The sequence below is a fragment of the Nostoc sp. DedSLP03 genome (assembly GCF_034530815.1).
Classification (GTDB): domain Bacteria; phylum Cyanobacteriota; class Cyanobacteriia; order Cyanobacteriales; family Nostocaceae; genus Nostoc.
This window is the reverse complement of the sequence record NZ_JAVRCK010000063.1, coordinates 1-26,869: the sequence shown is the minus strand read 5'-3', so window position 1 is coordinate 26,869 and position 26,869 is coordinate 1. Positions and strand designations below refer to the sequence as shown.

25 protein-coding genes and 1 pseudogene are annotated in these 26,869 nt (G+C 42.3%); 10 read left to right on the top strand and 16 right to left on the bottom strand.

Features of this window, described 5'->3' with window-relative positions:
• Positions 1 to 378: 378 nt before the first annotated feature.
• The 13 genes and pseudogenes from RM368_RS25670 to RM368_RS38860 all read right to left on the bottom strand — a co-directional run bounded on the left by RM368_RS25670 (position 379) and on the right by RM368_RS38860 (position 14,710).
• Entirely contained in the window at positions 379 to 1,011 is a 633-nt protein-coding gene (locus RM368_RS25670) for a hypothetical protein (RefSeq protein WP_322696650.1), read from the bottom strand.
• Between the two features lie 230 nt (positions 1,012 to 1,241).
• Positions 1,242 to 1,901 carry a PEP-CTERM sorting domain-containing protein gene (locus tag RM368_RS25665; RefSeq protein WP_322696649.1) on the bottom strand — a complete coding sequence of 220 codons (660 nt, stop codon included), beginning with the start codon at positions 1,899 to 1,901 and terminating at the stop codon, positions 1,242 to 1,244.
• A 102-nt stretch (positions 1,902 to 2,003) separates the two neighbouring features.
• Positions 2,004 to 2,639: a PEP-CTERM sorting domain-containing protein gene (locus tag RM368_RS25660; RefSeq protein ID WP_322696648.1), complete on the bottom strand. Its 636-nt coding sequence runs from the start codon at positions 2,637 to 2,639 to the stop codon at positions 2,004 to 2,006.
• A 129-nt stretch (positions 2,640 to 2,768) separates the two neighbouring features.
• Positions 2,769 to 3,518, bottom strand: coding sequence for a Coq4 family protein (locus RM368_RS25655; protein WP_322696647.1), 750 nt, complete (start codon positions 3,516 to 3,518; stop codon positions 2,769 to 2,771).
• 94 nt (positions 3,519 to 3,612) lie between these two features.
• A complete protein-coding gene (locus RM368_RS25650) occupies positions 3,613 to 4,758 on the bottom strand; it encodes a 3-oxoacyl-ACP synthase III family protein (RefSeq protein ID WP_322696646.1) in 1,146 nt (381 codons plus the stop codon).
• 250 nt (positions 4,759 to 5,008) lie between these two features.
• Complete coding sequence (locus RM368_RS25645) at positions 5,009 to 6,862, bottom strand: ScyA-related TPP-binding enzyme (protein ID WP_322696645.1); 1,854 nt, start codon at positions 6,860 to 6,862, stop codon at positions 5,009 to 5,011.
• Between the two features lie 132 nt (positions 6,863 to 6,994).
• The gene (locus RM368_RS25640) at positions 6,995 to 8,518 is read right to left on the bottom strand and encodes a long-chain fatty acid--CoA ligase (RefSeq protein ID WP_322696644.1); all 1,524 of its coding nucleotides are present in this window, start codon (positions 8,516 to 8,518) and stop codon (positions 6,995 to 6,997) included.
• Positions 8,519 to 8,699: 181 nt separating this feature from the next.
• Positions 8,700 to 10,121 carry a cytochrome P450 gene (locus RM368_RS25635; protein WP_322696643.1) on the bottom strand — a complete coding sequence of 474 codons (1,422 nt, stop codon included), beginning with the start codon at positions 10,119 to 10,121 and terminating at the stop codon, positions 8,700 to 8,702.
• A 306-nt stretch (positions 10,122 to 10,427) separates the two neighbouring features.
• Positions 10,428 to 12,137 (bottom strand): aromatic amino acid ammonia-lyase, encoded by a 1,710-nt coding sequence (locus RM368_RS25630; RefSeq protein WP_322696642.1) that lies wholly within the window; start codon positions 12,135 to 12,137, stop codon positions 10,428 to 10,430.
• 52 nt (positions 12,138 to 12,189) lie between these two features.
• Entirely contained in the window at positions 12,190 to 13,299 is a 1,110-nt protein-coding gene (aroF, locus tag RM368_RS25625; RefSeq protein WP_322696641.1) for a 3-deoxy-7-phosphoheptulonate synthase, read from the bottom strand.
• A 389-nt stretch (positions 13,300 to 13,688) separates the two neighbouring features.
• The gene (locus tag RM368_RS25620) at positions 13,689 to 14,099 is read right to left on the bottom strand and encodes a transposase (RefSeq protein ID WP_416212260.1); all 411 of its coding nucleotides are present in this window, start codon (positions 14,097 to 14,099) and stop codon (positions 13,689 to 13,691) included.
• A 3-nt stretch (positions 14,100 to 14,102) separates the two neighbouring features.
• Positions 14,103 to 14,450: pseudogene (locus RM368_RS38865) on the bottom strand (transposase); the annotation flags it as partial.
• The gene (locus RM368_RS38860; RefSeq protein WP_416212259.1) at positions 14,399 to 14,710 is read right to left on the bottom strand and encodes a hypothetical protein; all 312 of its coding nucleotides are present in this window, start codon (positions 14,708 to 14,710) and stop codon (positions 14,399 to 14,401) included. The gene RM368_RS38860 and the pseudogene RM368_RS38865, both read right to left, overlap by 52 nt.
• 458 nt (positions 14,711 to 15,168) lie before the next feature.
• Here RM368_RS38860 and RM368_RS25610 point away from each other — a divergent pair, with 458 nt between their 5' ends.
• A complete protein-coding gene (locus RM368_RS25610) occupies positions 15,169 to 15,396 on the top strand; it encodes a hypothetical protein (protein ID WP_322696640.1) in 228 nt (75 codons plus the stop codon).
• Between the two features lie 30 nt (positions 15,397 to 15,426).
• Here RM368_RS25610 and RM368_RS25605 read toward each other — a convergent pair whose 3' ends face one another.
• Complete coding sequence (locus tag RM368_RS25605) at positions 15,427 to 18,342, bottom strand: HEAT repeat domain-containing protein (protein WP_322696639.1); 2,916 nt, start codon at positions 18,340 to 18,342, stop codon at positions 15,427 to 15,429.
• A gap of 200 nt (positions 18,343 to 18,542) precedes the next feature.
• On the opposite strand from RM368_RS25605, the gene RM368_RS25600 reads away from it, so the two are divergent.
• From RM368_RS25600 to RM368_RS25590, 3 genes are all read left to right on the top strand, one after another.
• A complete protein-coding gene (locus RM368_RS25600; protein ID WP_322696638.1) occupies positions 18,543 to 18,905 on the top strand; it encodes an alr0857 family protein in 363 nt (120 codons plus the stop codon).
• Positions 18,906 to 19,310: 405 nt separating this feature from the next.
• Positions 19,311 to 20,735 (top strand): hypothetical protein, encoded by a 1,425-nt coding sequence (locus RM368_RS25595; protein ID WP_322696637.1) that lies wholly within the window; start codon positions 19,311 to 19,313, stop codon positions 20,733 to 20,735.
• Between the two features lie 7 nt (positions 20,736 to 20,742).
• Positions 20,743 to 21,957, top strand: a complete 1,215-nt coding sequence (locus tag RM368_RS25590; protein WP_322696636.1) for an ARPP-2 domain-containing protein — start codon at positions 20,743 to 20,745, stop codon at positions 21,955 to 21,957.
• A 335-nt stretch (positions 21,958 to 22,292) separates the two neighbouring features.
• On the opposite strand, the gene RM368_RS25585 is transcribed toward RM368_RS25590, so the two are convergent.
• Complete coding sequence (locus tag RM368_RS25585; RefSeq protein WP_322696635.1) at positions 22,293 to 22,880, bottom strand: PEP-CTERM sorting domain-containing protein; 588 nt, start codon at positions 22,878 to 22,880, stop codon at positions 22,293 to 22,295.
• A 125-nt stretch (positions 22,881 to 23,005) separates the two neighbouring features.
• On the opposite strand from RM368_RS25585, the gene RM368_RS25580 reads away from it, so the two are divergent.
• Positions 23,006 to 23,221, top strand: coding sequence for a hypothetical protein (locus tag RM368_RS25580; RefSeq protein ID WP_322696634.1), 216 nt, complete (start codon positions 23,006 to 23,008; stop codon positions 23,219 to 23,221).
• A gap of 84 nt (positions 23,222 to 23,305) precedes the next feature.
• On the opposite strand, the gene RM368_RS25575 is transcribed toward RM368_RS25580, so the two are convergent.
• Complete coding sequence (locus RM368_RS25575) at positions 23,306 to 23,452, bottom strand: hypothetical protein (protein ID WP_322696633.1); 147 nt, start codon at positions 23,450 to 23,452, stop codon at positions 23,306 to 23,308.
• Positions 23,453 to 23,890: 438 nt separating this feature from the next.
• On the opposite strand from RM368_RS25575, the gene RM368_RS25570 reads away from it, so the two are divergent.
• The 5 genes from RM368_RS25570 (at position 23,891) to RM368_RS25550 (ending at position 26,656) form a co-directional block, all read left to right on the top strand.
• Entirely contained in the window at positions 23,891 to 24,184 is a 294-nt protein-coding gene (locus RM368_RS25570) for a YciI family protein (protein ID WP_322648155.1), read from the top strand.
• A gap of 35 nt (positions 24,185 to 24,219) precedes the next feature.
• Positions 24,220 to 24,717: a VOC family protein gene (locus tag RM368_RS25565; protein ID WP_322696632.1), complete on the top strand. Its 498-nt coding sequence runs from the start codon at positions 24,220 to 24,222 to the stop codon at positions 24,715 to 24,717.
• A gap of 91 nt (positions 24,718 to 24,808) precedes the next feature.
• Positions 24,809 to 25,240, top strand: a complete 432-nt coding sequence (locus RM368_RS25560; RefSeq protein WP_322696631.1) for a YciI family protein — start codon at positions 24,809 to 24,811, stop codon at positions 25,238 to 25,240.
• Positions 25,241 to 25,566: 326 nt separating this feature from the next.
• Positions 25,567 to 26,037: a VOC family protein gene (locus RM368_RS25555; protein ID WP_322696630.1), complete on the top strand. Its 471-nt coding sequence runs from the start codon at positions 25,567 to 25,569 to the stop codon at positions 26,035 to 26,037.
• Entirely contained in the window at positions 26,024 to 26,656 is a 633-nt protein-coding gene (locus RM368_RS25550) for a glutathione S-transferase family protein (protein WP_322696629.1), read from the top strand. Before RM368_RS25555 ends, RM368_RS25550 begins: the two co-directional genes overlap by 14 nt.
• The last annotated feature ends 213 nt before the right edge of the window (positions 26,657 to 26,869 follow it).

Here is a 26,869-nt window from a genome sequence, read left to right as displayed (position 1 = left end):
TAGATAACTAGCAAGAATGATGAAGGTACTGTAGCGAAATAAGTCATTGTAAGCTAAAACTGCTGCTTGCTGCTGTATTATTTCGGATTGTTTGATTATTGATGTTTGCTATTTCTTAATATCAATAGCTATGTGCTGCTTTGAAGAGTGCGATCGCCTATTATAGTTTTGATACGATATATATCAGGTATAGATGATATGTTCTGAGAAATTCTAGAGAAATGATTGATATTAAAGAGTTAAAAAACAATAAAACTATTTGTAACCCTCTTTCATTCTTTAGATATAACGATTGTTTAGCAATAGAAAGTTTGACCAAAGGTGATGAAAGAGGAGCAATCTAGATTGAACTAAAAGTTAACTAAACCAGCGTCAATCTTAGATATCAATTAGTTTTCCTTGGCGCTGACGACGACAGAAGATAAAGTAAGCGCCTACCCCTAACAATGCAGGCAACATTCCAGGTTCAAAAACCCTTTCAATTCGGGTTTGGACAGTTCCTGTATACAGTAGATTGCCTATTGAATTAGGAAAGTCCGCATTTGGATAGACATCAAGAATTGCAGTACTTGGAACTGTTGTTCGGATGGCGGTAGATTCCCCAAATGTACCCTTTGGATAATGAAAATAGTTCAACAAAGCAAACTCAGACGCTGGCTGCCGTTGAGAAGCGCGTACTTCCCAAATAAAATCGTCGGTATCAGGTGATGTAAGACCATCTTCTTGACGGGGTAAAAAAACAATCGGATTGCCAACAGTTCCTTGAAAAACTCCCTTCTCCCCCAAGTCAAATTTATAATCATATCCCCCTTCAAAATATAGGGTAGACTTCGGTGAATCTGGAGTTCCTATGGCAGTGTCATCGTAAGTAAAGTAACCGTTCACTCCCTCACCTTCAAAGCTGAATCGATACAAAGCTGCTTGAGCAGTGTCTATATTTAATATTATTGATATGAGGAATGCTGCTGCACTGGAAATAACAGGAAGTGAGAATTTATCAAATAGAGCCATTTCTCTTACCTTTAAAAAAGATTGATTGCCAAATTAAATTTTTTAAACTGTCTCAAAAATTTTATGGTGAAAAACATTAGTAATAATAAGTTTTCGCCATTTTTCAGAAATCAGGTTATAGGAAAGCTGACACACGAAGAATATCATAAACTGCCTGATTTTGATAATATTAAGACTTAATAAACCAACAGAAAAAGCCTTAATCATACTACTAAGTTGGTTCGCTATAATTAATCCTGTACTGATAATAGTTGTCGGCGCTGACGACGGAAAATAAACCAAGCACTCACTCCCAGTAATGCAGACACTGATGCAGGTTCAGGAATCTGTTCGATTTTTGTTTTAACAGTTCCTTGAAATGTGTAGTCTCCCGTCGTATTAGGGAAATCCCAGTATGGGTAAACTCTGAGTCTAGCGGTGTCAGGTACACTTGTGCGGATGGCAACAGAATCTGAAAAGGTTCCCTCTGGGTAACTAAAGCGAATTGACAAACCGTATTGCCGCCCACTGGCAGCCGGAGGAACGTAAAGAATAAAGTCATCAACGCCACCATCGTAGCCTAAATTACCAGCACGGCTAAGATAAACAATATTTCTGGCCTCATCATGTATATCTTGCTGCGATCCTTTTGTTCCCTCGGTAACAACACCCCCTGCATTAATCGAATATTGTTTCACTGAGCCATCATACTCAGCAAGAGGAAAGTTCTCTCCGAGAGGTTCTAGCTTCTTAGCTGAATCATCATAGATAAAGTAACCATTTGCTCCCTCGCCCTCGAAAGTAAATTTAAACAGGGCAGCTTCAGCAGTATTTATGTTTAATGTTACTGACGCAAGTAACGCTGCTGCACTTGAAATAGCCGAAAGCGATAATTTATTCAATAGAGCCATTTTTATTACCTCTAAAAAACATTGATTGCCCAATTAGTTTCTGAAACTAACCTTAATAAAGTACTAAAAAAGACTTAAATATACTAAGTTGGTTTACTATAATTAATTCTCTTCAGTAATAATATGTCGGTGCTGACGACGGAACAAAAACCAAGCGCCTACTCCTAACAATGCAGGCAAGAATGTAGGCTCAGGAACCTTCTCAATCCGAGTTCGGACAGTTCCTGTATACAACAGGTCGCCTCTTGAAGAAGAAGGGTCTACATTTGGAAAAACATCAAGAATTGCAGTACTTGGGACTGTTGTCCGTATAGCGGTAGATCCACCAAATGTATCTTCTGGGTAATGAAAATAGCTCACGAAAGCAAACTCAGACGCTGGTTGTCGTTGAAAAGCACGTACTTCCCAAATAAAATCATCAGTGTCAGGATATGGAATACCATCTTCAGCACGAGCTAAAAAAATAATCGGATTACCAACACTTCCTTCAAAAACCCCCTTCTCCCCAAAGTCAAATTTATAATCATATCCTCCATCAGGATATGCTGTAGCATTGGGTGTAAAGGGACTGCTTCCTATAGCACTGTCATCGTAAGTAAAGTAACCGTTTACTCCCTCACCCTCGAAACTAAATTTCAACAAGGCAGCTTGGGCTGGATGTGTACCAAGCGTTCCTAAAGCTAACAATGCTACAATGCTGACAGCAGAAGCAATTGAGAATTTATTCAACAAAGCCATTTTAGTTATGTCTCAATCAATATATAGCAGTCTTAAATGATACGGGAGAATAAATAAAAGCTGTAGCGCCTGTATAATTAAGTACTTTTGCCTTAGCATTTTCTCGCATATCATTTAAGATTGCTATTGTTATACTTTCAGGCTGAAAATTTTATTATTTGGCAGGCGATCGCGTTGTAAAACTTGACCTGGGAGTATATTATATTCTGCCTGAATACTTTTTAAAGGTCTGTGCCACATTTCTTCCCAGCGCACAGCCCAAAGGGGATGAGCAGCACTACCCCGTTGCCAGCCTTCAAATAGCGCCTCTAGAGCCAAGCCTAGATTCTTGGTGTTAATGGTTGCAAAGTGCAGAACCAAAGCTGTCATCAACAAGGTTTGATAGACTGTTGGGCCTTGACCATGACAGAAACCCTGGAGTGCTAATTCTCCCAAAATTTCTGTGTTATAGCCAGTTATGACGTGCCAGATATCGTGAGTCTGCATTTTGCGTATTTTGATATAGTTTAAATCATCAGGTGAATCATAAGCGCTATAGTTATAAGCAGGAATACCATTTTCAGTCATGTGATGATAGTAGACATAACCTAGAGTTCCTGGAGCGCAGTCTTTATTGAGGTCTTCTAATTTATACTGAGGCCCCAAATAGCGTTGCGAAATCATTTCTGCCATCCCAGGATAAAGCTGCAACTGTTCAACATGGTCAGAAGCTTGCATGTCATCCAGATGCCTGATTGTTTCTTCTAACTTGAAATACCATGCAAGCTCAGGATCTTGAGGAAATGCTGCTACTGATAAAAAAGCCTGGACAAAAGCTGGATCGTTCAGCACAGAGTTAGAATTGGTCAGTACTTGTGCCATTGACTCTGTAATCTCCATCACAAAACTCCTTTCAAAGATGTATGTATTTTGCTGTTTAGATGTATGCAGTGTAGAGACGCAATTAATCACGTCTCTATAAAAGTCAAGAATCCTATTGACGAATCAAAATTCTATCCTCTTGTTGAGAAAAGCTGACTGATGGAGCAGGAGCAGGGCCTAGCGCAACATCGCCCCAGCGCATTACACAGCCACCAGCATTAGATGACGAACCCATTGTGTAGACGAGAACTAGATCGTTTTCACGAATTTTACCTGCATGGGCGGCGTGGTAGAGATTCGCAACGGGAAAGGTTGGCCCAATGTTGGCATATAGGGGATTAATGTTGAGTGTACGCTCTGGTTCAATACCGAGAGCGCGGGTGCAAACTCGTGAATACCAGGCACTGGGTGTATTAAAGACAAAAAAGTTGATTCGATCTAAGGTGAGTCCAGCATCAGCGATCGCACCGTGGCAACATAGACGAATAAACTTCACTGTTGTCTCGTTAAACATCTTGCTTGCACCCTTGCCGCCTCGGATAAACATTTTGACGTTACCATGTTCATCGGTGGTGAATTCATTATAGAAAGCACCGCAGGTCGCAGCAGTATTGGCAATTTTAGTACCGAGAATACCTTGGTTTGCTTTCAGTTTACCAACTACAAAGGCTCCAGCACCGTCGCCTGATAAAAATGCTAAAGTATCATTTTCGTCAGTATAGCGTGAATATGTAGTTGAGACGACCACTAACACATTCTGATACTGTCCCGTTTGCACTAAAGAACAGGCCGTCTGAAGCGAAACTAACGCTGAAGTGCAAGTTGATTCTATATTCCACGCCGCACCTTGTAGTCCCAGTTTTCCAGCGAGAAAAGCAGCATTACCAGGTGTGATTTGCTCTGGAAATAGTGAAGTAACGAGCATGAGATCGATGTCTTCAGGAGATAGCTTTGCGGCTTCGAGGGCATCGAGAGCGGCACGATACTCTAGTGAGAGCGAAGTCTCATCGGGAGCTAACACCCTTCGTTCGACAGTACCACGGAAAGGGTCTGACATATATGGTGTTACCTCTTGTGACCAGATATCGTCATCACTGGTGACTGTGGCTTGGTCGGGTACAAACAGTTTCGCTAGAGTTTTTTGTTCAGCCTCAGCAACCATCTTTGGGAAATTCTCTCTGTAGTAATTGTTTGTGCGGATGATGCTAGGAAAGTTAACTGAAACTGCACGAATACCTACTGGTTCTAATGTTGTCATGACAAATATCCTTTTGAGTTTGTTTTTGGTGTTACACGATGAAAGTGAAAAATACTGATACGATTCTCAGTTGAGTGAGGTAAAAGAACCCCACCCCCAACCCCCTCCCCGCAAGCGATGAGGGGGCTATGATATACCTTGTATGATTGGGAAACGCTATATAGTTATTAATTATTGGTACTAATGACCAATGACTAATGACTAATGACTAATGACCAATGACCAATGACCAATGACCAATGACCAATGACTAATGACCAATAACCGTTTTAGCTTCTATGGCTCCTTGCTTAATCAAACTTTGAATGCGGCCTCCAATAGGTGCGGGTCGTGTTGGGTCAATTTTCACATCAACAATGAATGGAAGAGTAGATAAAAGTGCTTTTTGTAGCGCTGCTTCTAGTTCAAATTCAGTATTAACACAGATGCCATCGGCTCCCATAGCTCTAGCGATCGCAGCAAAATCAGTACTCGGTATCTCTGTATCTATGGGAACTTCGCCGCTTAACCCCTGCAATGCCATTCCTTGGGCGCACATATTGTAACGTCCATCGTTGAGGATAATCCAGACAGATGGAACCTCAAATCTCACTGCTGTGCTAACTTCGTTGTTCATCAGCATTGCTCCGTCACCAACAATTGCAACGGCTTTACCTTTTCGCCCTAATGCTGTGCCAACTACCCCGGTGGTAGCATGACCCATAGAGCCAAAACCAGTACTAATCCGGTAACGACCTGGTTGCTTAAATCGCAGCAAGTGAGTTGCCCAAGCAAAGGAGTTACCCGCTTCAGCTAAGATTGAGGCATCGCTGCCTTCAATAATCAGCCGTTGTATTGCATCCATCAGTACATCGGGGCGCACTAAACCATTGTTGCGGGGAGCATTGGTGTAAATTTCAGGACGGGGTAGTGAGGAATTAGGAAACCAATTAAGACGTTCCGGCAAGTGTTTTAATATCGCTTTGAGGAATGCTTTAATTTCTGAGTGGACAGCAACAGTCTCTACTGATGGATAAGCTACTCCTGGAACTTGCGGATCGATATCAACATGAATAAATCCATTACTTGGAATCATCGCTGGACTCCAAAATGAGGTAGGTTCACCAAGGCGCGTTCCCAACACTAATATGCGTTGCGGTCGTTGCTCTTGCATATATGTCAGGACTGATAAATGTCCGCTAAAACCTGTGACACCGATAAATTGGGGATGATGTTCTGGAAAAATCCCTTTAGCGCGAGGTGATGTCATTACCGCTGCCCCACTTTTTTGTGCCAACTGGCGAATTTCCTCGGCGGCGTGTCGCGCCCCGAAGCCAACCCAGATGGCAAAGGATTCTTCAGATAACAGTTTTACACATTCAGCGATCGCTTCCTCACTAGCTGTTGGTACAGATTGAGAAAAGCCTTGCTGAGGTAACTGTGCTTTTAATGGTGTCGTCTGGATTGGGGTAGGAACGCTAATATGGGCTACAAAGCTGCCTGGTTGGGCTAAACCTTGGGCAAGTCTGCGAGAAATTTCTGGTAGTTGATCCCCAGACTCTAATATAGTTGCGTAATTGAATAGTGGCCCGGAAGTAAAAATTCCTGAGAAGGGCATTGTGTGGGCGCTAGTTTCTTGACAAGCTCCCCGACCGCGATTTGCAGTTGAGGTTGCAGCCGACAAGAAAATTACCTTTGCTCCTTCCCCTCGCGCCGCGAAAAGCCCAGTCAGAGCGTTCGTAATCCCAGGGCCTGTAGTAGTAAATACCACAACGGGGCGATCGCTGGCAAAATAAGTTTCAGTCGCGGCGAAGGCTGCTCCTGATTCATGGCGAAAGTGAAGCAATTGGATGCTGCTACGGTTTAATGTTGCCCATAATGGCCCGATACCGCCTCCTGAAACACCGAATCCATACTCAACTCCCAAATTTTCCAGGATCTCGATTAAAGCCTCTGCAACCGTAGGTTGAGTTAATTCTGACTCTGGAGATTTTTCATTCAGTGATGCAGGCGAAAAAATAGAAGATCCAGTTGAATCAAATGAGATTTGATTAGGTGAGAGGCTAGTTTTCGTTCCCAAAGCTTGAGAATAATTAGTGCTTTTGTTGATAGATTTAATATTCATGATTGCCAAATTTTGTTACTTTCTGTTGACTTTTTACGTACTTGCGTATTTTTGGAAAATTCTTTGATATAGGGGAAATAAAAAACCTGTTTCCCCTATTTTCTTTTATTTGAAGTGAGTACTTAGCTCAAACTACGATTTATTTGTTAAAAGCCTTTTAGAACCTGATTGCTGGCGCAAAACTCGTTTTATAACTTTACCAGTTGGGTTTTTTGGCAGAGAATCTACAAAATTAATGTTACAGGGAAGTTTGTATTTTGCCATTCTTTCAGAGCAGAATTTGATAATTTGTTCTTCGCTAATAACGTGACCCTCTTTCAAAATAATATTTGCGTGAACTATCTCACCTTTATAATCATCATTTACACCATATACAGCTACTTCAGCAACAGACGAGTGTTGATAAATTACATTTTCTACTTCAGTTGGATATACCTTAAATCCAGACATATTAATCATGTCTTTTAAACGGTCAACGATGTAGAAAAAACCGTCTTCATCTACCCGACCAATGTCACCAGTATGGAACCAACCATCTTTAATTACTTCAGCAGTTTCAAATGGGCGATTCCAATAACCAAGCATAACATTAGGCCCTCGAATTACTATCTGACCCAGTTCACCAAGCTCTACCTGATTACCCTTAGTGTCTATAACCTTCATTTCTACATTCTCGATGGGAGCGCCAATGGAACCGAGTTTGTATTTCAAATCATGATTATAAGATGCACATGGTGATGTTTCAGTTAAACCATATCCTTCATTGATGACCTTTCCATACTTATCTCGCCAAGTTTGTGCAACTTCAATTGGCATCGGTGCAGCTGCTGAAAAGTAATAACGCACGCTATTGAGGTTGTAACTAGATAAATCACTATTTAACAGATTAATGAATACCGTTGGTACACCAAAGAACATTGTTACTTGATGAGTTGCGATGGCATTAAGTACTTGTTCAAGGTCAAATCGTCGTTGTAGAATAATTGTAGCACAGACATTTAATGCTGCGTTAAGAATAGCATTTTGACCAAAACAATGAAATAAGGGTAAGTAAAGTAGTAATCGATCGTCTGGTTGCATTCCACAACAACGATTTTGGGAATACATATTAGAAATTATGTTGCCGTGGGAAAGAGTTGCTCCTTTAGGAAAACCTGTTGTTCCTGATGTATAGACGATGCTAGCAGGAGCATGACGATCTATTTCAATAGCGTAAGCATTAGGAGAAGCGTTTTCCATAACTTTCGCTAAAGAAATGCCCTTTTTGGTGCTACCTTCTGCAATCAAAATATGTTCTAGTTCGGGTAAATCTACCTCTTGTACATTTTCAACGAGTGACTCGGTGGTAATTATTGCCTTAGCAGCACAATCATTAAAAATGTAGCTAACTTCATTGCTTTTGAGCATGACGTTGACTGAGACGACAACCGCACCAATTTTGAGAATACCAAGATAACAAATGATAAATTCTGGAATATTGGGCAAAAACAAAATGACGCGATCGCCTTTTTCAATTCCTAATCCATGTAACCCATTAGCAACACGATTAACTAGCTGATTAAGCTGTTTATAGGTAAACAATTTATCTTCAAAGATCAGAGCAATCTTTTCAGGATATAATCGCTCGCCACGCTCGATATGATTGGCAATATTCATGGCTAAAACTACTCACTAAATTTTATGAAGTTTACCTAATTTGACAGTTATTTATCCAATTCTCAAACAGCAACAGATTCAAGCATTTGAAATGGTCTAGAATTACGCAAACAATAGCCGAAACCCTTATTTGATTCTTAGTACAATTACCGTATATAGTTTTGCGTAAGTCTTAATGGTATTAATGAGCTAACAATGTCTTTTGAGTATTTAACTGACTGACATTATCAACTTTAGTCCGTGGTTCTAATGTCATCATGATGCCTTTTTGAGTTTGCAGAGTTAGCAATGGCTGGTATTCAACTGGGTGTTCCGGCAATAAGTTGAGGCGGAAACGTTGACATACCATTGCCACAATCAACTGAATTTCTGTTAACGCAAACATATCACCTAAGCACTGACGTTGGCCACCGCCGAAAGGAAAGTATGCATAACGCGGGCGATCGGCAGACCGTTCTGGTGTGAATCGCTCAGGATCAAAGCCTTCAGGATTATCCCAAAACTCGGGGAGGCGGTGTGTAACAAAGGGACTAATTAAAAGCATGGAACCAGCTGGGATATCATAGCCGCCAATGGAATCGTCAGCTAAGTTATTGCGGGCATAAACCCAAGCACCCGGATAAAGTCGCATGGCTTCTTGGACAACCATTTTGGTATATTTAAGCTGCGGTAAATCCTCAAAAGTTGGGGTTCTTCCAGCCAATACCGTAGTCAGTTCTGCCTGTAATTGGCGTTCCACGGTGGGATATTTAGAAAGCAAATACCAAATCCAGCCAAGTGTTACAGCTGAGGTTTCAAATCCAGCCGAGAAGAGTCCAACAATCTGATCGTGTAATTGCTCATCGCTCAATCCCTTGCCAGATTCATCCTGAGTACTCATGAACATTGAAAGTATGTCATGAGTAGTATGATTGCCTTGTTTGCGTTGCTGAATAATATTGTTAGCAACTGTGCGAAGGGTGTTGATTGCTTGGGTAAACTGGCGATTTTTTGGCGTGGGGAAGTTGATAGGCGGCTTGATGACAGCCCATAAGCGATCGCTAAGGAATTTGTAGATAATATTCCAAGCCTGAATTAGTTCAGTGGAATCGCTCTCAGCTTCGATACTCAAAGTCGTCTTCAGGAGAATTTTCTGCGTCAAAAGCAGCATTTCCTCAGAAACATCAAGAGTTGTTCCGGCTGCCTTTTTTTGCCAGCGTTCTAACATCTGGTTAGTAAGCTGGGTCATATCATCGACCATCGCAGCAATTTGCTGACGGTGAAAAGATGGTTGCATTAGGCGACGCTGAGAACGCCATGAATCACCCTCGCTAATTACTAAGCCTTCACCAATTACCAGTTTTATATCCTTAAAATTTTCACCTTTTGTATAGTTCTGAGGATTTTCTTGCAGCACATACTTAATACAATCTGGATCGGCAATTAAGTAAAGTTGTTGCGGGCCAATTGCCCCTAAATGGACAACACCACCATACTCACGCGCTGCACTAGTAAGAAATTGTAATGGATTTGTTGACATTTGTGGAAAACAGCCAATAATTGGAAAACCGCGTGGCCCAGGAGGATTTTTCCGTACACTTTGATATATATTCTGTTGAACCATTGTATTTTCTCTCCAAATTTAATAGAAAAATTATGACTGTTTGTAATAGATGGAGATGCTTAATAGGCAAGAGGCTAGAAGTTTACAGAAAACAATAAATTAGGATTAAGCAATTTTTCTTCTCTTTCATCTCTCTGCGTTCTCTGCGCCTCTGCGGTTCGTAAAAATATTAAAGATTATTTGAAAAGTGTTTAATTGATCCGCTTTAACTCTCCCTGAAAAGGGGGGGATCGGATTTAAAGTCCCCCAATATATCAAGGATTTTAAAAGAATCTAGAACACTTGATCTACCACTCAGAGAACTTTTCAAACATCCTCTAAAGTCAACAAAAGATTGTTAACTGCTTGCACAATCAGTCCGCCATTGGCAATATCAGTTGCAATTTTGGCAATGTGTTCGTCTAAGGCTTGTTCATTATCGTCCCAAATATAAGGCCGTTCAGCAGAAGGTGGCTGTCCAACTACATTGCGGATTGCGAGATATAAATCTCTAGTTGCAGGCGAGAGCGTCGCACGGGCATCATAATGTTGCAAATTTTTGTATGTGCGTAAATCAACCGATTGCACACCAAACATCAAAGCGATCGCTATATATTGTTGAAAGATTTCTACTGATTGACGCGCTAAATTTGCGGAGGCAAAACCTTGGCTGTTGATATTTTGGTTATATTGTTCCGCGTGGGTAGGAAAACGATCGGCTATAGAATTTCCATAGAAGGTTAACAGAGGCATAATCGAGTTGCCAGTAATTTGCAATCCCTTCAATCCCATGTTTACAACTCGGTCTGTGTTACCAACTAAAGATGGAGATAAACCATTGTTAAATTCTGGTGCAACCAAGTACGCTATTTGGACATCCAAGTGTTTTGCTAACAAGCCGATGTAATAACGCAATTGATCCATACCTACACCAATGTACTGCCCTAAGAAATTACCGCCATGATAACTTGCTTGGTTTTCTATATCGATAAGTGGGTTGTCAGTTACAGAGTTAATTTCTACCTCAATTTGTTTTTGAATTTGGTCAAAACCATCGACAATTGGCCCCATATATTGAGGCAAACAACGCAGTGAATAACGATCTTGAATCGGATGTTCGCCACGATAGTTGTGAGCGCCATTTAACTCGTCTCTAACTAACTGTGAACCTTCTAACAGGTTGAGCATCTGGCTAGCAGCCCATTTTTGTCCTGAATGTGGTTTGAGTTTATGGATAAATGGGTGAAATGATTGATTAGTCCCATTTAAACCTTGAATAGCTAAAGCGTGGGCAGCCATTGACAAACCTAAAAGGTTTTTGGTGTCGTAGACGCAATTAGCGGCGATACCTGTCATGACTGAAGTACCATTCATCATTGCTAACCCTTCTTTAGGAAGTAGGTGCAATGGCTCTAAATTTAGCTTTTTCAGTGCTGTTAAGGCATTCATTTCTTCACCGTTAAAGTCAACGGTGTAACTGGAATTTAAACCAATTAATGCTCCGGTGATATATGCCAAGGGTGTTAAATCACCACTAGCACCAATGGAACCAAATTCGCAGACATGAGGTGTAACACCAGCATTGAGAAATATCAACATCCGCTTGAGGATTTCTAAACGAATCCCCGATGCACCACTAATGTGGGAATTCACACGTAGCAGCATGGCAGCCCGAACATCAACTAGGGGTAATTTTTTACCTGCACCAACTTTGTGATACCACATCAAATTATTTTGTAGTAAAGTCGCAGATTCAGGAGAAATTACCACGTTTGCCATCCCACCAAAACCAGTTGTCACCCCATAAATAGGTTCACCAGATTCAACGGCATTACGAATATAATCGCAGGATGCTTGGATATTACCCAGTTTTTCTGGATCGTCAGTTAAACGTACCTGTTTGCCATAACGCGCTACACTAATTACTTCTTCAACAGTGAGATTGCGATCGCCTACGACTACAGCATCATCAGAACTAGGGACAAAAGAAAAAGCTGTTTTCTGGACAGTGTTTGTACTTAAGCTAACTGTATTCATGTTTTCTAGAGTTTGTTGTGACTAAAGTTTCCAATGTTGGCTGACGCAATTCTTAAAGAACCCCAATCTTCCAATTTATTAAAGATGTCTGCGATTGAGTGACTTTACTGTTTGTGTATCTTGGTTCTTGCCAGCGACCAAAGAATTTGCCCAGAGGAGTGATTTCTTTCATAAATTGCTCAAAGTTAGGAAAATTGAGCGATTGAGGCCCATCTGAAAGGGCTTTTTGAGGGTTAGGGTGAACCTCAACCATGAGCGAATCACAACCAGCCGCGATCGCAGCCAGCGCCATTGATGTCACCAATTCCGATTTACCAGTAGCGTGGCTAGGATCGATCGCAATTGGCAGGTGAGTTAAATTACGCAAAACCGGAATTGCAGATATATCTAACGTGTTGCGTGTATATTCCCGATCAAAAGTTCTAATGCCTCGTTCGCACAAAATCACATTGGGATTTCCTGCTGCCAAAATATACTCTGCTGACATCAGCCAATCTTCAATAGTGGCTGATAAACCACGTTTGAGGAACACAGGTTTATTAGTTGCACCGACTTTTTTCAACAGGGAAAAGTTTTGCATATTGCGTGCGCCAATTTGCAAAATATCTGCAACTGATGAAATTATTTCCAATTCAGCCGCATCCATTACCTCGGTAATAATGCCCAAGCCAGAAACCGATTTAGCTGTTGCTAGCCAGTCCAAGGCACTTTCTCCATGTCCCTGGAAAGCATAAGGTGAAGTTCTGGGTTTGTAAGCACCTCCTCTGAGAAACTTTGCACCTGCTGCTTTGACTTGCAGTGCAGTTTCTACAATCATTTCTTCGCTTTCTACAGAACAGGGGCCTGCAATTACAACTACAGGATGGTTTTGACCAAAAGTAATGGTTTCAGAGGGTGTAAACACCTTTACTTCACTGGGTTCACCATGACGAAACTCTAAACTAGTGCGTTTGAATGGCTTCTTTATCCGCAGCACTTGCTCAATAAAAGGGCTTAAATTTTGCACTTGCCGCACGTCGATTTCTGCCGTATCACCAATTAAACCAATAGCTACTTTGTGTTGACCTACAGAGATTTCTGGGACAACATTCCAGCGTGAAAGTTCTGTGAGCAATGAGTCAATTTCTTGTCGAGGAGAACCGGATTTCATGACAATAATCATCGTTTCAACATCCTTCTAAAATATGTATGCAATTAACTTGTACAAATCTGAAATTGTGTAATTACTTAGCTTAAAAACCAGGAAATAATGGCGTTCAGTAGTTTTACTGTTACCAATGACTTACACAATATCTGAGAACTTTATGTAATACAGCAACCTTTTCTGCTGCTTTAGGTGCAGTTTTTCCACCTGGAACATGCAGAAAAGTGCATTGAAAGCTTTTCTGCAATCGTCAAATCACTTACCAACAATCTTTTTAAGATATCTTATCAAGATAAATTCTCCTGCCAACAATTACTTTTAATGTAAATAAAATTACTCTCTACTTAAATAGAATTTTTAGCGATCGCACTTTTTTCACCCAACCTCACAAAATCGCGTTGCTTCCATTAAACCCTTCCATTACTACGTTCAACAACCCAACGTTTAGGCAGCAGGACGAAGCCTTTGGCATCACTGGGACGGCGTACAACCTCTAAAATCCAACGATAGGTGTCTATTACCCATTTCATCAATCCTTGTCCTTGATAACCAGCATCAACCCAAATACAAACCAGCCTGGTCAGGCGATCGCTAATTCTCTGATGTGCTTGTGCAAACAATTTTTTGGCATCTGAAGAGTCAGACTCATATGCAGAAGTAACTACGACCATCAAAACCAATCCCAAAGTATCAACCAGAAAATGCCGTTTTCTTCCTTTAACGCGCTTGCCTGCATCGAAACCTACTGATTTTCCCACCATCGTGCCATTTTCAATTGACTGACTATCAACTATTGCGGCACTAGAACACCGATTCAGTAATTACGATAAAGTAACAGACTGCTCAGTAGTGTGAGTAAAAATTTTGGCAAGGACATGAAGATTGTGAACAACGGCGATACGGCGAAGGTCAAAGAGATTTTTGCGAGAACCAACATAACGAGCTTGCTCCCCCTGCCATCGACCAATGTGAGATAAAGAATGCTCAACAGCAACACGTTCTCTGAGCTTGGCACGGCCAGCAGGAGTTAATTGGCGTTGTTTTAATTCTTGGAATAATGGTTCATCAGGATGAATCGAAACACTGCGTCCAGACTTAGAAGTAGTGCAGCGTTCTCTTAGTGGACAAGTTGTACAAATATTTTTGGTGAACTGAACTTTGCCACCAACGCTTCAATTGCTTCTGCATCTGAAGCCCCTGTATATGCTTGCAAGATGGTTGCTAACGCCAACTGTGCTGGTGGTACTGGTGGTTGCCCTTTGGCAGAATCTGCATACAGCTTGCTCAGTTCTTCTTGAAATTCCTCATCAAATAATTGATGGCGATATTGCCGTAAGAACGTAAACAGCTTTGCTCGTTTAATTCGCTTGACGATACTTTGCTCTAATGCCGATAGCTCTATCGGCGGCTGCCATATCTGGGGTCGCATACGTAAATTCGCTGTTGGTAATGCACATTTATTACCTGAATTTACAACAATTTTAGTTACGCCTCTCCTTGAGACTTTATTAAATCTCCCTCCAAGCTTGTTTATTGCTATAAGTGTTGCCTAGTAAGCGTTTTCTCTATTTTCTCTTCCATTATTTACTTCATTCTGGGTTGATTTTTCTTTTCTTCTGCGATTACTGAATCGGTGTTCTAGAAGATGGTAAACGCGTTAGGTACTACTGTTTAAAAGCTGATGATGTGGCGTTCGTGCGAAAGGTGCTGGAGTATTGGCAAAGGCGGCGTGAGGAGAAGGAACGAAGACGACAGGAGGAGCAGGAACAGAATGTGGCTTTTGCAGCTAGAATGCAAACCTAGTATGGAGTTGATGCGGTTAGACATTCGTCTAATCTTTCGTCCACACCCCCTAATAATGGAGATGGAAGTAATAATCGGGGGGGTATGGACACAGATGAAAGTCTCAGTAATAGGTGGCGTCAACGAGTTAAATATTATGCTCAGTTAATTGCTCAGAAGCTAGAAGACGGGGTAGAAGTGGTTAAAGAAATACTCAGTACGCTGACGAATGATGAACGCTGGGGAGTGATGGTGGAGATGGAAGAGAATCAACCGCAGATATTTTGTCAATTGCTGGCTGTGGCTCCCGATTGGGTGCAGTGGATGGGGTGAGTTGTTAAGTTTTGAGGTGATTGCACTCAGTTATGGTTTTATCATATCATTTGGACTATGCCAAGCCTGATAAAACGCCTCATACGTCATATTTTCAGCACAGTACCACATCAATTTGTAATAGTCCCGATAGGATTCCAATTCGTATTCGGGCACTGTATTAGCAAAACAATCTTTAAGGTAAGTAATTGCTTTTGCTAATTGTTCATCAATTAGAATTTCTTTTAAATTATCTACTGTACGTTTTCGTAAAGATATATTTTGGGTTGATTTAGCTAATCGCAGTAAGGTTGTAAATGCAATAGTATTTCCTGTATCAAATTGGGCTAATTTATAAGCTCTACGTCTTTTAGTCTCTTCATCCTCACATGAGGAGATGCCATTGATTAAGGCTGTGATTTTTTCAGGTAAAAGGGATAAAGATAACTTATTTTTTAGTATTTGTTTATCTTGCCGTTTATTTATAATTTCTTCACCGCGTAAAGTTGCTAAATTCTCTTCTGCTTGGCGACGCTGAGATAAATCTGTGGCGGCTGTAGCAATTTTTTCTAACGTAGAAATAGCGATTGCATTTTCTGGAGCAATTTTGCCTAAACTATAAGCAGCCTTGCGGCAAATAGATTCATTGTTAGTAGTATCAATAATTTGCACCAATGCAGTAATTGCTGTTTGATTTACTGTATCAACTCTGCCTAGACTATAAGCAGCTTGCCAACGGATAGTTTCATGACGAACTATTTTAACCAGATTTTCTAGAGAGGCAATTGCAATCCTATTACCAGGGTCAAAAATCTTACCTAAACTATAGGCTGCATTCCAACTATCAAATTCATTTTGACAAGAAGTAATAAATTGTTCTAAGCAGGCGATCGCTTTAGTGCGATCGGTTTTGAGTAAAGCTACCCGCGCACCTTCTACAATTGGCGATGGATATCTGCACCATTTCTGTTTTTGCTGATGAAAGTATCCGAAACGCCACTTAATTAACTGCTGAATAATATCTTCAGCTTGTTGACAATTGGTAAATTCAGCAATTCCTTGTGCTGCCAAAAAATAGGCTTGATAATTATAAAATCCTCCACATCCATCCTGAAATTGAGTGAGTGCTCGAATAAACTCTTCTTTGTCTATTGATAGTACATCATCTCTACCCAGCCATAGTAATATAACCTCTCGCCACTGTGGTGCAAAAATCCGATAACTGTTTTCATAATCGCCCGTATCTGTTGATATAAAAAAGTGCCAATCTGTAATAGATTGAGCCGCAAAATATTCCTGAAATGTTGGATGGTAAAAAGCATAAACTTTTTCGCCTAGAGTTTCCGAAATTCCCACCTGATTCAGCCAACCTAACTGGAGTGCTAATTGAAACAAACCGTCATCGGGAGTACCTAAAACTTGACACACAAAACGATGTCTCAGACGGAACTTTGTTTGTTCTTGAGCAATAGCCAAAAGTGCTAATTTTCCTAAAGCTTGATTTAACTGTTGTTTCTGGGTTGAAGTCGTAGGAAAACGGTCTTGTTTCCACTCGTAAATTGCTTCCACAAACTGCTGATAAAGCATCGCTTTACTATTAGGTAACTCTCCTTGAGTTATGCCCCAGATACGGCATAACAAAGCCAAGCGTAAGGGATTTTTTACTGTATCTTTGATACGTCGCCTTTGGAGTTGGTTTAATTCATGTCGTAGCTTTTCTCCTAAATCTGGGTTGTACTCAAACCATCGACAAATAAATTGTCCTACCCGATCCTGTGTCTGCTCCTCACCGTAAGTAAAATGTAAATTGCAGTAAGTGTCGAAATTTTCTAAAGCATTCTTTCCTGCATCCCAAACATTTAGCCGAGATGTCAGAATAACTGTCGCATCACCTACCCAACCTTTCAGGCAATTAGCAATTTTTGCCAAAGCACTAGTAGATTCAATTGCCATTTCATCTACTGCATCTAAGAGTAACCAAACTTTTCCTTGGTTGAACTGTTCGCAGAATGCGTCTTCGATTTCTGGTAGAACCCTGAGTTTACGAATAGCTGAAGGTAGCCAGTCTTGAATTAGATACTGTTCTAGAGTTTTACCTTGTAAATCTGCTAGGGAAATCCAAATGGGTAAATCTGCGGTATTTTCCAATACCCAAATAGCAATTCTCTGCAATAAAGTAGTTTTACCTGCGCCTGGTTCACCAACAATTGCAATTCTTTGACTTTGCCTTTGTCCTAGCACCTGTTGCAAAAATTCATTATGGTCAAAAGTTTGCGTAACATCCACATCCTCTGGTTCATATAAGCGCGAACCCTCAAGAGGAGTTACATCATCACGATGACGTAGACGCTGTTTTCGCTGCACTAAGCCCAAAGGTACGTAAACCTGATTCAGTTCAAAAGTGATACCATCGCCGCTGGTGAGGGAGTTTGTTGTTAAACGGTTATTTAGATTAGCGCGGCATAGTTCTTGCCAGTTAGGGTAGGGAGTGGGGGACGTTGGGGAAGAATTTTTATCTGTTGTCTCCTTGTCTCCTTTTTTTGTTGTTACTTCCTTGGACTTCTTTGGGCGGCGGCTTTCCCACTCGAAATCAAATTTTTGAATGTTGGCTGCTGTGTCTTGGCGTTTGTACCAGAGATTCAAGGTAAAGTGCCAAGTTTCTGAACCGCCGCGAGATGGGCGATTATCTTCTAAAATTTCTAAGAAATCTGCAAACCGTTTTAAGGCTTCTTTGATTTGCTCAGATGTTAATTGACTTGATGTTAAGCCTGTTAACGCTTGCAAAAATCTCACTTTAGTTCTGACAACTAAACGAGTTTCACTTTGCCAGCGAGTTTGAATCTCAGGACGCAGGGCATCTAAAGCTGCTTCATCACACAAGAGTGCATCATTAGCATAAGCTAATAGCACCTCTAATAAATGCCGCGATCGCTTTTTTGCCTCTGGGCCATAACTCGCTCTTGCCATTTTCGTAATTGCCTGAACAAAGTTCGGGGATTCCCCCAAGTTTAGCAACTTCCCCTAACTATCTAAACTTTATTTCACAAGCATTTCCGGTTGCACATTTACAGTTAGCTTAGGGGAAATTCCCCAGACTATTCTGATTTTATAGATTCAATCAACCAAAGCACATAACTCAGTATTTATTTAGATATTCCTTCACCTATATGTTAAAACTAACCTACACCGAAAACAGCTTTAGTTTAGATTATCTCAACGTACCTTTAGAAAATTGGGTAAATACAAGAGCGAGTTTGGCTTTAAGCACTGGCACACATATTTATCTAGAACCCAGCACGGCTGCTTTTCTATTACCTATCGAATCATTAGCTGTTTTAGAAAAACTGGCTGAAGAAAATTTGATAGAGTTTTGCCTTTGCGATAGTTCATGGTTGGAAGTTACTCTCCAAGGTATTTGGATAACATCAACTCCCAAGAGTGAAACAGGTGTTTTTATTACCGCTTTGAGTTCATCGGCAGAATTATTATTCCAGCAATTATCCCAAAGCCTACAACTGTGTCATGCTTAAAGTAATTTAGTCTTGCTGTTCGCGGGACTCTGGTATGATTTCCGAACCCAGTATATGGAACTGTCCTAGTTAGTCGTGCCGCCTTTCCCCGAACAGCACCCAACAATATTGAAACGCAAGGAACGCAAAGGTAAGCGCAGAGTTATACCAATTCAAAATTCACGCATGGCTTCTCGTAGAGAAGGCTTTACGCTGCGCTAACAAAATTCACGCATTAAGAATTCAGACAGGATAAGGGTTTAGGGCTATCTATCTGTCGCATTCTTTTTTCAAATTGGTATTACGCAGAGAATTTACTGTTCGCGGGACTTTGGTATGACTTCCGTTCCAACCTCTTAAGTTGTCTAACTTAGTCGTACCGTTCTTTCCCCGGACTCTCTGTGCGCCTCTAAGTGAGTAAATATTATGACTAATAACAATAATAATAGTACTGAACGAGTAGCGCGAGAAGATTTAGTAATGTTCATTAATGCTTGTCTTGCCTGCACTGGACAAAAAGAATTTTATGATGATGCTTACGGACAACGAGTATCAATTGACTTTCTACATGACTACATTCTGGGTAATTACCGCTTACTTTATGCGCGGACTTTAGCAGCAGGTATTAACCATTTCAACCAAGCCGAAATCATTTTAAAATTACTGGCGACAGGAAAAGACACGCGCCCAGAACATCGCCAAGAAGAAGGCGCACTAATTGCTTATGCGCTGAATGCTTTACCGCCACAACGAGCTTGGGGAGTATTACAACAGTTACGACAACGCAGTATTAATAATAGACGTAGTAGAGCGATCGCCCGCGATTATTTAAGTATGCGGCGTGATCTGAGTTTTGATGCTGTTAAGTATCGTGCTAAAGTACGAGCGATCGCTACTCACGCACACCTCAAACTGCAAGGCGAATTGGGTACTTTCCTGTTCCGTAATTGGAAGCAAAATTCTTACTCAACTGGGTTATTTGAACAGTTTCGCCAAGCACATTACAGCGCCGAAGCCATTTACAATTTACCTTTCACCATCGCCGAAGGATTTGCAGTTAAACACAAAGTTCCCCGTGATGTGTTCTTATCTCGTATTCAACAGCAAATGACTTTAGGCGAAAAGTTGCGTTTGCAAGGTGCGGCGGAACGTACAGAAATTGATATAAATGTAGATTTTGGTCGTCTGCCCTTAACTAAACTGGCGTTATATATCCTGTCTTTACCTTGGGAAACACGACAACACCAACGAGACATTTTACACCAAGCCTTAGAGCGATCGGCACGTTTGGCATTAAAAAAAGCACCTCTCAAATTAGGAAAAGTTGCAGCCGTCTTAGATTGCAGCTACTCTAGTTCTGGCTCTAGTGAAAAGCGTCGTCGCCCCTTGGGTGTAGCTATGGCTACTCACTACTTACTGCAAGCCGCAGCTAGAGAATACCAAGCTTTTTGGACAGTACCCGTAGAAGATTCATTACAAGTAACTGCCCGCGCACAGACTGATTTAGCAACACCATTGTTAGCAGCTTTGGCATCAAGAGCAGATTTAGTAGTAATTATCTCCGATGGTTGCGAAAACGATCCACCCAATGGAGCAGCCGAAGTCCTGCGCGTCTACCGTAATAAATTAGACCCCAGTCGGCAAACTTCTATTATTCATTGCAACCCTGTATTTAATTCTGACGACTTTTCCTTACGCACCCTTAGCCCATTCATTCCCACCGTAGGGCTAAGAGATGCAGAAGATTTACCAACTATGCTTAACTTTGCTCGTTTTGCCGAAGGTTCTGCACCCTTATCAGAACTAGAAACATATTTAGCAGAACGAGTACAGCAGTTAATTACAAATTAATTTAGTTATGGCAAAAACAAAAAGCTTATTAACAGACATATCTTTGAAAGGCTTGGAAGTTGCACCTTCCCAAATCCGGGGTGCAGTGCGTATTGTGCCATTACTGCGGCAACAAGTGCGCGGTGATTTGCGCCTGCTGCGTCGTTCATACAATGCAGATATTGCGGTTGTTTCCCTGGAAGGTAAGATAACTGAACCAGGTATGAAATATTTTTCTTACGTGCCTCATGGCTTAGTCATGTCTTGGAGTGATGACGGTAGTCCTGTAGCTAGCTTTGGCGGACAGATCCTCAAATCTGATGGTAAAAGTTTGAACTCTTGTTGTGCAAGCGTGCGGTTAATGCACCGTATGGTCAAGCGAGAATCAAAGAATCAACTGAGATTTTTACCTTTGCACCTAGCAATGGAAGGTTTTTTATCGCTGTTTTTCTCAGGGCCAGATATTGCTTGGAGTGAATATTCTAAATATGCGCTGTCTCACGGACTGGGTTCGCGTTACGAATATTCTTTTAGCGGACGTTACATTGCAGGCTTGGAAGACGCTTTGCGAGTGTTTGAAATTCACGAAAGACAAGTTGGTGTATTAGTATTTGTCGCTGAAGCTTTAGCCTCTGCTTTTGTAGTTCCTACTCCCGAAGATTACCGCGCTTTGCATACCAGCCTTTTAGAAGACTTTTACGGTGAACTGATTTATCAGTATAGCTTCATGTACGATACAACCTGCCCAATGACTGTATCTGTGGATGATGCTCAGATTAATAGTTTAACAGATTTAAAAACAGCGATCGCTCTTATGCGCTCGGATTGGGCTTCTTTTCAAGGATTTATGGCTGGAGGATTATTACAGCGTCAACTCCATTCCCAGAGAGTGTATACTGCTGGACCATTCCAAATGCAACGGTTTATCACTAGCCTGCAACCTAAAGAAGAAAACCATATTGGTGAGGCGATTGTACGTGATAACGGAGAATTAGAGTACCTCAAAACTTACCGTTTATCAGCCGCCCAAACCCGTCGAGTATATTTACTCAGCCAACTAGCCAAATATAACTGGAATATTGATGCTACAGCCAAAGCATTAGGACATACTCATGATGAACTAGTTTCTCGCCTCGAAGCTTCTGGCTTTAGCTATCTACTGAATCAACAAGTACGTGATGCAGCACGAAAAAAAGTGAAAAAATCCCCATCATATCAAAGAAAAAATTCTCCAAAAAAATGAGATGAACCGATGATTGAAGCATGGGGGGATTGCTGATGGGGAGCCTTACTGGAATGGGTATTTGGGGCAGTGGCTCTTCTTTGGGTTAACAATGAATAGCGGGTGTACGTCTGTGGTGTGCGATTGGCTATGCGCTGTGTAGATCGAGAAAGCTTTGGTAAAGAGTTGAGTAATTCAACGTGAGTTTGACGGCTCTAAAAACCCCACTTCCATTCCTCTCCCCCACAGGGAGAGAGGCTTTGAAACCCTAATTTTTTCGTTGTCAACTAAAAATATTTCTGCCCCTCTCCGCCTCGGAGAGGGGTTGGGGAGAGGTTCATCGAACTCACGTTAATTCATGCTTCAGATTTTGTCTCACCAGCTTTTTTAGAGACAGCAATTGCACCAACTCCAAACAATAGACCTAGTAGGGAAGTGGGTTCAGGTATTGATGTAGATGAAGAACTTAGGGTAATATTGGCAGCAGAATCTTGATAGACGTATGTTCCTGCCCGTCCCACTTCACCCGTTAAGGTAATTTCAGAGCTTGAAGTTCTTTCTAAGGTATATCTTGGAGCATCAAAAGCAATGCCAAAATCAACTACTAAATTCCAATTCGACCTAGAATCAAGCTCAAAATCAACATCTGGGGTTAAGTTACCGCCATTAGTAGATCCTGGATTCAAATTCAGGTCTAGATTGTTGACGGATAGCTCCCAATCGCTTAAAGTCCCGGACTCTGAGTAAACCACGAATCCTGAATATTCGCTCTCTTTTGGCAAAGAGTTCGTAAGGAATGGGCTAGTAGCATCGACTAAGGTAAAATCACCTGAAAATTCTTGTCTAGTTAGAATCGCTCCCAGCACGGGAGTAGCATGAAATACGCTTGCAACTACCAAACCAATCACGGCGATGCTAAGTTTGGAGAGTCGAACTTGATTCATGGATTGGGTATGCTACTTAAATTTGTTGAAGGTATGCTATCACATCCTTGGCAACTGAAGATACACTCATGTCTTGTCCGTCGCTTAAAGTAATCTGCTACTGAAAACCTTGATATCACTCCATTGTGGCAACCCAAGTAAAAACCTCAGTTTTAAAGTTTTTTACTTTGAGGTTTTTAAAAGCATATTTCGCCTCTGCTTGCGGCTGGCGATCGCGCCATCGCTCAAAAGAGAAGATGGGCAATACTTTGGACAAGAATGGTGAGCGTCGAGGCGTGATGCTGGAGTTTGAGGATGCTTGCCAAGACTTATTTGCTCAACTGGTGACAGATGCGCCGTAATGGACTGAATGGATGGCGTGAGAAAGTTGGGCACAGAAAGCGATCGCTAAAAGGTCAGTTCCTCCCAAGCAAAAGAACTAACTTTTATCCTAATAATGCTGCCTGTGCAGCTTCTTCAGCTACATCAAAATCTCCGACCAGCCGAATCAGAATAGCAACAATGCGCCCCCATTCAGTTCGATAAAGGGCAGCAATTGCTTGAGCCACATCTGTTTTTGGGATTGAAGCCATACCTTTCACAAAAAGACTTGAAGAAGAATTCAGAAGTCAGAATTCAGGAGTCAGAATTCAGGAGTCAGAATCAACACGCTCGCGGACTTGCTTTGCGCGTCGCTATCAGTCGGGGATTCAGACCGCGCAGGAATTGATGACCACCAAATCTACGATTTGGTAGGGGTTTTAAACCCGGTTATTCAGACGCTCCTGCGTCGCTACCGCTACGCTATCCGCTTTTTCGGTCAGAATTCATGCTGAATTCTGACTCCTGACTCCTGACTCCTGAATTCTGTTCGATAAAGTTCAATTGTACTAGACAAAATTTTTGCACTCAGGTGTCGATTTGGACAATTCCCGTTCGACTTAATTACAAAGGAGGCAACCGAATAAAATATTTGCTGCTGATTTATATGGACGAAAACGCCATGAGCGACACCGAGCGGGAGCATTGCTATGGGGAATCTGCCCAACTCGCCCAGGACTTGCTCCCCTCAAGGACAATTTCTAGCGACGGCTCCACTCCATCCTGTTGCAACCGCAACCAGTGTCCAAGTCCGTGATGGCAAATCACTCGTGACCGATGGACCATTTGCCGAAACCCGCGAACAATTGGGTGGATTCTTCCTCGTTAATGCTCAGGATTTGGATGAAGCCATTGCGATCGCCACCCGCATCCCAGGTGCAAAAGTCGGCACCGTCGAAATCCGTCCTGTCATCGAAGTTGCGGGACTACCAGCACAGCCCTGACCGTCCTTAACCGCTTGAACTCAAGGAGAACCCTCATGCAAAACAATTCCAAAATCACTCCCTGTTTATGGTTTGACGATCAAGCCGAAGCCGCCGCTCAGTTTTATACGTCGATTTTTCGCAATTCCAAAATTGTCCACGTCAGTCGATATGGAGATGCTGGACAGGAAATTCACGGAAAACCAGCCGGAGCCGTCATGACTGTCAGCTTTGAACTTGATGGTCAGCCGTTCACAGCACTCAACGGTGGTCCGACCTTCAAATTTAACGAGGCGATTTCCTTCCAAATCTTTTGCGATACCCAGGCGGACGTGGACGATTACTGGCAAAAATTGTCTGCCGGTGGGGATGAAACCGCACAGCAATGCGGCTGGCTCAAAGACAAATACGGTGTCTCCTGGCAAATTATTCCTCGCATTCTGATTGAGTTACTCAACCACCCCGATGCGGCAACCTCTCAAAAAGTGACCACTGCCATGCTGCAAATGAAGAAGATCCAGATTGATGAACTCAAGCGTGTCGCTGCTGATTAGCGGTTCCTTCGGAGTTGCGCTTTGCGCTAATCAGCACACCCAACCCCTCGCAATCTAACTCAAAACCATTCAACAGGAAGGAGATTTCACAATGAAAGTCATGGTCTTTGTCAAAGCAACCCAAGACTCCGAAACTGGGGTCATGCCGAGCGAACAGCTTTTAACTGAAATGGGGCAGTACAACGAAGAATTAGCCAGGGCAGGTATCTTGCTCGCCGCTGAGGGGTTTCATCCTAGCTCAAAAGGGGTGCGAGTTCACTTTTCAGGAACCGATCGCACCGTCACCCAGGGACCTTTCACTCCAGTGCAGGAGCTAGTGGCAGGGTACTGGCTGTGGCAGGTGAACTCAATGGAAGAGGCAGTTGCTTGGGTAAAGCGCTGCCCTAACCCTATGCTAGGAGACTCCGAGATTGAGATTCGTCCTGTATTCGAGGCAGAGGATTTTGGTGAATTCCTGACACCCGCCTTAAGGGAGCAGGAAGACCGCATTCGCGCTCAGGTTGAAACGCAGCAGCAAGAATAACGTCAGCGAAGAGGACAAGGGGCAGGGGGGAGAACCCCATAAATAAATTTAGGGGCTTGGAACAAGGACGTATTATTTCTCGCGCTTCGCGTCGACGCTCGCGGACTCGCTTGCCGCCGGCGCTATCGAAATAAATGTTTTTACTTGGAGCATAAATAAATTTAGGGGCTTGCAACCCTTGTGGCAGGGGAACTCCAGTATCTTTCTCCCTTGCTCCCTGCTCCCTGCTCCCCTGCCTCTTTGGTCATCAGCAACCGCACAAATGATGTTCATGTGCGAACGATCCGCTCATCAAAACGCAGAATCGATTACAAAAGGAGAAATCAATGCAACTCAATTCTTACCTGATGTTCAACGGCAACTGTGAGGCAGCGTTCAAGTTCTATGAACAATGTCTGGGTGGCAAGATGACTATGATGATGACACACAAAGAAGCACCTTCTACCGAAAATGTCTCACCGGAATGGCAGGACAAAATCATGCACGCTTGCCTTGAACTAGACGATCGCCTCCTGATGGGATCTGACTGCCCACCAGGATACTTTGAAACCCCGCAAGGTTTCTACGTACAAATTAGCGTTCCCCAAATCGCTGAGGCAGAACGGCTTTTTCACGCTCTAGCAGAAAACGGCAAGGTGAAGATGGCGATCGCGCAAACGTTCTGGTCATCGCGCTTTGGCATGTTGATCGAGTGGAACACAAAGAAAGCGAACTCATCGAAACATGAGCACACCCATTCATACAAGAAGATAAAAGATATTTGCACATCACTGAGGTTGATTCATGAAACTCTATGAATTTGCTCCCACGCGATCAATTCGAGTTCGCTGGGTTCTCCAGGAACTTGGGGTAGAATTTGAAGCAATTTCCATCAACATGCGGGCAGGTGAACACCATACACCTGATTTTCTCACCATTAATCCCACTGGCAAGCTCCCTGTGCTTATCGATGGCGAACATATCATCACTGAATCCGTAGCCATTGCTTTGTATCTCGGTGAGAAGTACCCAGAATCTAACCTGGTACCTACAGACTTGCTTCTGCGAGCACAGCTTTATCGTTGGCTTCTCTTTACTGCCACCGAATTGGAACAGCCGCTATGGCGTATCGCTCGCCACACGTTTATATACCCAGAAGAGTTGAGATTGCCTGCTGAAATACCTCTCGCTCGGCAAGACTTCACCAGTATGGCTGTCGTTTTAGAGAACCATCTGTTGGAGCGGCAGTTTGTAGTGGGTGAACACGTCACAGTGGCTGATTTTGTGCTTGCTTACACACTGGATTGGGCAAACGAAGTTCAGCTACTCGCCACTTTCCCCACACTGGTGGACTACATGGAACGAATGTACAAACGACCAAAGGCATCTGGGCGAATCGCAGCTGCACTTGCAAGTCTCAATCAGACCTCACAATGATTCACAAAAGGAGATAACCCAATGAAACCCAATCAAGCTGAACAAACCTCACCCAGGTCTGAAAGTTGGTTTGTCTAACATTGAATTGAGGTCGCTGGCTTACGCAATGGGTCATTCAGTGGAAACTTTGCACCTGATGTACGAGCGTTGTACTCCTATAGCCCACATTCTGCAGGTTAGTTAGCAAAGCAGATAATATTTTCGACAGGGAGC